The 1,669-nt window shown below is 64.7% G+C and carries 1 protein-coding gene; it reads right to left on the reverse strand.

The features are described from left to right. Positions 1–175: 175 nt before the first annotated feature. Positions 176–1,669: NADH-quinone oxidoreductase subunit NuoN (nuoN, locus tag KDB67_RS21955; protein WP_291020617.1), on the reverse strand; the 1,494-nt coding region annotated here is incomplete at its 5' end.

A 1,669-nucleotide genomic window follows, 5' to 3' on the forward strand; every position in this document is an offset into this window, starting at 1 on the left:
CACGCGAACGATCCAGGCGTGACTTCCGTCAATAGTCATAGATGTCGCCGAGTGCTGTCAGCAGAAGCGGCCGCGAGAGTCCCGTCCATTGATGCAAGACCTGACATTGGGCACGTCGGGGTTCGGTGCGTCGACGTACGTCGTGTCCGAGATCGGTAGCACGCGGGAACGGTACTCAGTGGAACTGGGCGGCGCGTTCGGCGAGGTCGAGGAGGGGTTGGGGGAGGATGCCCAGGAGGATGGTGACTACCGTGCAGGCGGCTATGCCTGCGGTGGTGAGGATGCTGGGGCGCACGATATGGGGTGGGTCGTCGGGGGGATCGGTGAAAAACATGGCGATGATGATGCGGATGTAGAAGTAGGCGGCGATGGCGCTGGAGAGGACGCCGACCACGACGAGGATTCCGGCGCCCGAACCCGCGGCGGCGGAGAATACGGCGAACTTGGCGATGAAACCGCTTGTCAGGGGGATACCTGCGAAGGCGAGCAGGAACATCGAAAACATCGCGCCGACAAGGGGATAGCGTTTGCCCAGACCCGCCCACTGGGAGATGTCGGTGGCCTCGCGGCCCGACAGGTGGGGGCCGACGGGGCGGTCCGGCTCGCGGACGACGGAAATGGTGGCGAATGCGCCGAGCGTCGAAAAGCCGTAGACCGCAAGGTAGAACAGGGTTGCCGTGATGCCGTGTTCATCGAGGGCGATGACTCCGAGGAGCAGGAAACCGGCGTGCGTGATGGACGAATAGGCGAGCATCCGTTTGATGTCGGACTGGGTGACGGCCATGATCGCGCCGATCAGCATGGTCGCGATCGCCACCGCCCACAGGATCGGTTCCCAATCTTTGTGTATCTCACCGAAACCGAGGTAGCAGACCCGCAGTAGGCCGCCGAATGCGGCGACCTTGGTGGCCGAGGCCATGAATCCGGTGACGGGGGTGGGGGCGCCCTGGTACACGTCGGGAATCCACGAATGGAACGGTACGGCACCGATTTTGAACAGGAGACCCACCGAGAGGAGGGCGAACCCGATCACGGCGAGCGAACGGTCGTCGGCGGAGGCGAGCGAGGTGTTGATCTCGGCCAGATCGAGTGAGCCGGTCGCCCCGTACGCGAACGCCGCACCGAACAGGAAGAACGCCGACGCGAACGCGCCGAGCAGGAAGTACTTGAGCGCCGCCTCCTGCGAGATCAGCCGTCGACGCCGCGCCAGTCCGCACAGCAGGTACAGCGGCAACGACATGACTTCCAGAGCGACGAACATGGTCAGCAGATCGCCGCACGCGCCGAACAGCATCATCCCGCCGACTGCGAACAGGGCCAGCGGGAACACCTCGGTGGTCGTCCCGCCGGCGCGGGTCGCCTCGTATTCGGCGTCGCTGCCGGGCACCGACGCACCCGACGAGGTGAACATGTCGGCGTCGGTGATGTCGCCGGTGCCATTGGTTCCGGAACCTGTTGCCGCGCCGACCAACTCGGGTTGCCTGACCACCCGTTCGAGCCGTCGTTCGCCCATGAAGGCCACCGCCACAAGGGATACCAGCAGCACCGTGCCCTGCAGGAACATCGCCGTACCGTCGAGGACGACGGCGCCCGAAACCGTGGTCACACTTTCAGATTTGGTCGATGCGACGACAACCAGCGCCGCGAATGCCGCGACAATAGCCACCAG

The sequence above is a fragment of the Gordonia sp. (in: high G+C Gram-positive bacteria) genome, assembly GCF_020438995.1.
Taxonomy (GTDB): Bacteria; Actinomycetota; Actinomycetes; order Mycobacteriales; family Mycobacteriaceae; genus Gordonia.